Below are 5,349 nucleotides of genomic sequence, written 5' to 3'. Positions count from 1 at the left end.
GGCTCGCCGACGCCGCCTTCCTGCTCGGGCTGGTCCTCGGGCCGCCGGCCTTCGCGTTGCTGGCCGGGCGCTGGCCCGAGATGCGGATCGCAGCAAACCTGCCGGTCCTGGCCCTGGCCGGCCTGCTGGTCGGCTTCGGGACCCGGCTCGGTTCCGGCTGCACCTCCGGGCACGGGGTGTGCGGCCTCGCCCGCCTGTCGCCGCGCTCGCTCGCGGCGGTGCTGGCCTTCCTCGCCACCGGCATGCTGACGGTGGCCGCAACCCGGGTGCTGGCGTGAGCGCGGCCCTGCGCATCCTCGCGGCCCTGGCCGCCGGCTTCACCTTCGGGCTCGGCCTGGCGCTCTCCGGCATGCTCGATCCGGCCCGCGTGCGCGGCTTCCTCGATGTCGCGGGCGAATGGGATCCCAGCCTGGTCTTCGTGCTCGGGGGTGCCGTCACGGTGTCGGGGCTCGGCTATGCCGTGAGCCGGCGCCTCCCGGGCCCAGTGCTGGATGCCCGTTTCGACCTGCCGGGCCGGCGCCGGATCGATGCGCCCCTGCTCCTCGGCGCCGCCCTGTTCGGGATCGGCTGGGGGCTCTCGGGCTTCTGTCCCAGCCCGGCGGTGGCGGCCCTGTCCACGGGAGCGGTGCCGGTCGTGGTGTTCGTCGCCGCGATGCTCATCGGCATGGCGCTCCACGGCCTGTTGCCGATTGCACCCGCCAAAAACGCGCCCTCTGTGAGACCCTCGGCCTGACCGGCCGATGATCGGACCGGGCGTTCCGCGCGCGGGGCGGCCCCTTCAGAGGCTCTCGATCCAGCTCTGCAGGACCGACAGGGGTTCGGGTCCCCGGCCGGGGCCCGGGCGCTGCGCGGCGTCGCTCGGGATGAAGCCGAACCGGCGCTTGAAGGCGCGCCGGAAGGTGCGCTCGTCCGAGAAGCCGACCGCGAAGGCGACCCGCGAGACGCGCGCCGGCTGCGCCTCGTCCCGGACCAGCATCCGCATCGCGTGCATCAGGCGGCGGTCGCGGATGTAGCTGACGATGCCGTTCGGCGCGAACACGCGGTACAGGGTCGAGCGCGACAGGCCGAGCCGCGCGGCGATCAGCGCAGGCGAAAGCTTCGGGTTCCCGAACTCGGCCTCGATGAACCGGCGGACCCGGATCCGCACGTCCTGGTGCGGGACAGGGTTCCCCGCATCCCGGCCGCGCAGCCAGGTCGCGCAGAGCTGGGTGATCGCCGCGGCCGCCGCCAGGGCCTCGCGCTGGTCCAGACGGTCGCCGCAGGCGACGACGTTGGCGACGAAACTGTGGACCAGGCGCCCGAACGGGTCGCCGTCGTGGTCCAGGGGCCGGCCGTGCAGGGCGTCGGGGTGGCAGCCCTGCTTCTCGAGCAAGACGCGCGGGATCACGACGTTCGTGGCGTCGACGGCGCCCGCGACGATGCGCACGGGCTGGGCCAGGTCGAACACGATGCACTGGACTTCGCCGACCGGCTCAGCGTCGTGGTCCGTCTCGACGAGGCTTTGGCCACGCCGGTAGAACTGCAGCAGGATGTGGTCGAGCCCCTGCTGGCGGATCATCTCCGGCGACCGTTCGAGGATGTGCGCGGGCGCGATCACGTCGCCGACCAGCAGCTCGCCGAGGTGATAGCTGCGCATCGCGATCGGGACGGTGAGGTCGGTCTCGGGTCCGAAGCTGACCGCGAAGACCGGCGCCAGATGCGCCTGCCAGGCCCGGCCCAGCGCGGCCGGATCGCCGGGGGGCTCGAAGCGGAGGCAGGCGATGCCGGGGGCCGGGGCTGCGGCATCCGCTTCGCCTGAGCGGAACGCCTCCGCGCCAGCAGGGGACGCCGTCGATGCGGCCGGGCCCCGCTGCTGTTCTGCAGAGTCGGCGAGGGCGCTGTGATGTCTCATCGTATCGGACCCGCAATGATCCCGCTTCCCAGCGATTGATATCAGTCTTTCGACGAGCACTACCGCAAGAAGCAAATTGAAAACGCCGAATAATATCGATTCTCTTCGACACACCTCGGCCGGACCATTGGATAGGCTTCCCGCCGGTCAATCCGGATCGAGTGCGCTCATCGCGTGGCCCCACCGCATGCAGTACGTCTCAAAAGGGGTGAAGGAAGTGCCAAATCGCGCGTGCGCGGCACCCTGTGCCCGGGGCGTCATAGTCTGTCAAAGGAGTGCCTGCGTAAGTCCCGCGACCAACCTTCCTTGGGACTGAACGGACGATCCTCATGTCAGACCGGCACGATGCCATGAGCCCGACGGGTGAACGCTGCGGCCCTGACACGCGAGCGTACCGCGTCGGAAGGCGGCATGGACGGGCTCGGCGCGGGCTTCTACTCGGTTGCTCGCTTGTGGCACTCGCCGCAGCGCTGGAGCCGGCGGCGGCCCAAAGTGTCGTGAGACGCTCGCCCGCGTTCCTGGGCCTGACGGCGCCGGATTTCGACACGCCCGAGTATCGGAACGATTGGGGTCTCGGAGCCATCAATGCCGCGACCGCCTATGCGCGCGGCTTTACCGGCCTTGGCGTGCTGGTGGCCGTGGTCGACACCGGCATAGATGCAGGGCATCCAGAGTTCCGGAACCTGGCGACCCCTGGCGGAACGCGGATCTCGCCGGCCTCAGCCGACTTCTACGAGTGGATTTCGCAGGCGCGGCCTCCTTTCGACATGCCCGCGATCGTGGATCGGGATGGGCATGGCACGCACGTGTCCGGGACCATCGGCGCCGCCCGCGACGGTAACCCCGCCGGTATGATGGGTGTCGCGTTCGAGAGCACGATCTTGGCCCTCCGAGCTATCGTGGGGACCGACGACAGCAAAACCTACAATAAGCCCGTCACTCAACTCATAGGCGACACTTCGTCAGCGATTGAATATGCTGCCGAACGCGGCGCGAGAATACTGAACGGTAGTTACGGATATTCTTTTAGAGACTCAAATGTTTTTCAAAAATATTCTTACGAAGCAATGAAATCTGAATACGACGCGATCAAGCAAGCCGCCCAAAAGGACATGCTCTTGGTTTTTGCGGCCGGTAACAATCATATCAACGGAAATATTTATAATTGGAATAATGCGTCCAGCTCATCGTTGATTCCGTACATCACACCTAAACACGCTGATAGCGGTGTTTATCGTCTCTTCGACGTAAACGGAATCGAGCAGAAACAGGCGGACTTCTCGGATATTTCTGGCTATATTGTCGCCGTCGTGAACGTCGATGAGAACAACGCGCCGAATTGGTCGAGCAATCTTTGCGGCGCCGCGGCTGCTTGGTGCATATCTGCACCGGGGACGGAGATCTACTCGACTTGGCCGCGCAACGACCATCCGGTCGATCAACATACGAACGGCTATTATACGATCAGCGGAACCTCGATGGCGGCGCCACACGTGGCGGGCGCCGCCGCGGTGCTGATGCAGGCCTTCCCGTTCCTGACGGCGCCGCAGATCGCCCAGACGATGTTCACCACCGCCACCCATCTCGGTGACGGTCCGAGCAACATCCCGAACGCCGTGTTCGGCTGGGGCCTGCTCAACCTCGGCAAGGCGATCGACGGTCCCGGCCAGTTCACCTCGACCTGGACGGTGAACACCACCTACAAGGGCCAAGCCTATTACGGATTGTTCGCCAACGACATCTCCGGGCCCGGCGGCCTGATCAAGACCGGGGCCGGCATCCTCGATCTCACCGGCACCAACAGCTACGCCGGCGGCACTGCGATCAACGGCGGTGTGCTCGGCGTCCTGGCCGACCGCAACCTCGGTGCGGCGACAGGCGGGCTCGCGTTCGGCGGCGGCACGCTCGAAGTCCTGGCCGACGGCTTCGCCACCGCCCGGCCGGTGACCCTCAATGGCACCGGCACGCTGCAGATCGATACCGGGACCTCGAGCTTCGCGGGGGTGATGATCGACGGGACGGGACCGGGCTCCCTGGTCAAGACCGGCCCCGGCACGGCCAGCCTGTCGGCGGCCAACACCTATACCGGCAGCACCCTCGTGGCTGCGGGCACCCTGGCGCTGACGGCGACCGGCCGCCTCGTCGCGCCGATCACCGTCGGCACGGCCGGCAGCTTCCTGAACGCCGGCACCGCCTCGGGCGGCCTGGCCAACGCCGGCTACACCGCCAACACCGGCACCCTCACGGGCGGCGTGATCAATGCGGGTATCCTGGCCACCAGCGGCACGCTCTCGGGGGGCCTCGCCAATGCCGGATACACGTCAAACAGCGGCACCATCTGGGGCGGCGTGATCAATGCCGGCCTCTTCGCCAGCAGCGGAGCGATCTCCGGCGGCCTGGCCAATGCCGGGTACGCCCTCAACAGCGGCACCATCGCGGGCGGTGTGAGCAACGCCGGGACGCTGGCCTCCAGCGGCATCCTCTCCGGCGGACTGTCCAATACCGGCTACACCGCCAACAGCGGCACCATCGCCGGCGGCGCGACCAATGCGGGAACCCTCATCACCAGCGGCAGTCTCTCGGGCGGCCTGGCGAATGCCGGATACACGGCCAACACCGGCACGATCGGCGGCGGCGTCGCCAATGCAGGGATTCTCACGACCAGCGGCACCGTCTCAGGCGGCGTGACCAACACCGGCACGCTGGTCGCCAGCGCCGGGCGGGTCGACGGCGCGATCCGGAACGCCGCCGGCACCTTCGCGGTCACCGGTACGGTCGCCAGCGACGGCACCTTCACCAACGTCGCGGGCGCCACCCTGTCGGTGGCGGGTGGCGGCGCCTACGGGCTGGCCGGTGCGCTCGGCAATGCCGGCACGGTCGCGGTCGCCTCCGGGGCGAGCCTCTCGGCCGCCGAGATCGGCAATGACGGCCTGCTCGTCAGCGACGGCGCCCTCAGCGGCCCCGTGTCGAACACCGGCACCGCCCGCCTGTCCGGACAGATCAACGGCGCCCTGACCAACACCGGCAGCCTGGTGTTCACCGGCCCGATCACCGGGATCACCGCGCTCGCCACCACCGGACCGCTCGACCTCGGCGGCGGCGCCTACACCGTGTCCGCCCTGTCCGGATCGGCAACGGCCGTCCTAGGCAACGGCCGGCTCACGGTCGGCAGCCCCGCCTCGTCCACGTATGCCGGCACCATCCTGGATGGCACCAGCCCGACCAGCCTGACCAAGGTCGGCACCGGCACGCTCAACCTCACCGGCACCGGCCGCTTCTCCGGACCGACCACGGTGCAGGCGGGCACGCTGTCGCTCAACGGGTTCTGGACCTCGCCGATCACGGTGGCGGCGGCCGGGACCCTGCGCGGCACCGGCACGGTCGCCGCCCCGATCGTCGTGGCCGGCGCCCTGCGGCCGGGTAACTCGCCCGGGACCCTGACGGTGGCCGGCCCGGTG

At 68.8% G+C, this 5,349-nt stretch carries 4 protein-coding genes; 3 read left to right on the top strand and 1 reads right to left on the bottom strand.

What is annotated here, in order from left to right; all coding sequences use genetic code 11:
* Both FV228_RS19255 and FV228_RS19250 read left to right on the top strand, forming a co-directional pair.
* Positions 1-278 (top strand): YeeE/YedE thiosulfate transporter family protein (locus tag FV228_RS19255; RefSeq protein WP_147856093.1); only part of this gene is annotated, 278 nt, incomplete at its 5' end.
* On the top strand, positions 275-733 hold the full coding sequence (locus FV228_RS19250) for a YeeE/YedE family protein (protein WP_147856092.1): 459 nt from the start codon (positions 275-277) through the stop codon (positions 731-733). The genes FV228_RS19255 and FV228_RS19250, both read left to right, overlap by 4 nt.
* A 45-nt stretch (positions 734-778) precedes the next feature.
* On the opposite strand, the gene FV228_RS19245 is transcribed toward FV228_RS19250, so the two are convergent.
* The gene (locus FV228_RS19245) at positions 779-1,891 is read right to left on the bottom strand and encodes a helix-turn-helix domain-containing protein (RefSeq protein ID WP_147856091.1); all 1,113 of its coding nucleotides are present in this window, start codon (positions 1,889-1,891) and stop codon (positions 779-781) included.
* A gap of 329 nt (positions 1,892-2,220) precedes the next feature.
* Here FV228_RS19245 and FV228_RS19240 point away from each other — a divergent pair.
* Positions 2,221-5,349, top strand: a 3,129-nt coding sequence (locus FV228_RS19240) for a S8 family peptidase (RefSeq protein ID WP_147856090.1), incomplete at its 3' end; no start/stop codon positions are given.

The sequence above is a fragment of the Methylobacterium sp. WL18 genome (assembly GCF_008040015.1).
Lineage (GTDB): Bacteria > Pseudomonadota > Alphaproteobacteria > Rhizobiales > Beijerinckiaceae > Methylobacterium > Methylobacterium mesophilicum.
Note: the sequence above shows the minus strand (reverse complement) of the source record. Positions and strands in the feature narration are given on the sequence as shown.

What these genes read in the sequence shown, in the direction of transcription:
- FV228_RS19245 (WP_147856091.1), bottom strand. Translation starts at nt 1,891, where the DNA reads ATGAGACATCACAGCGCCCTCGCCGACTCTGCAGAACAGCAGCGGGGC.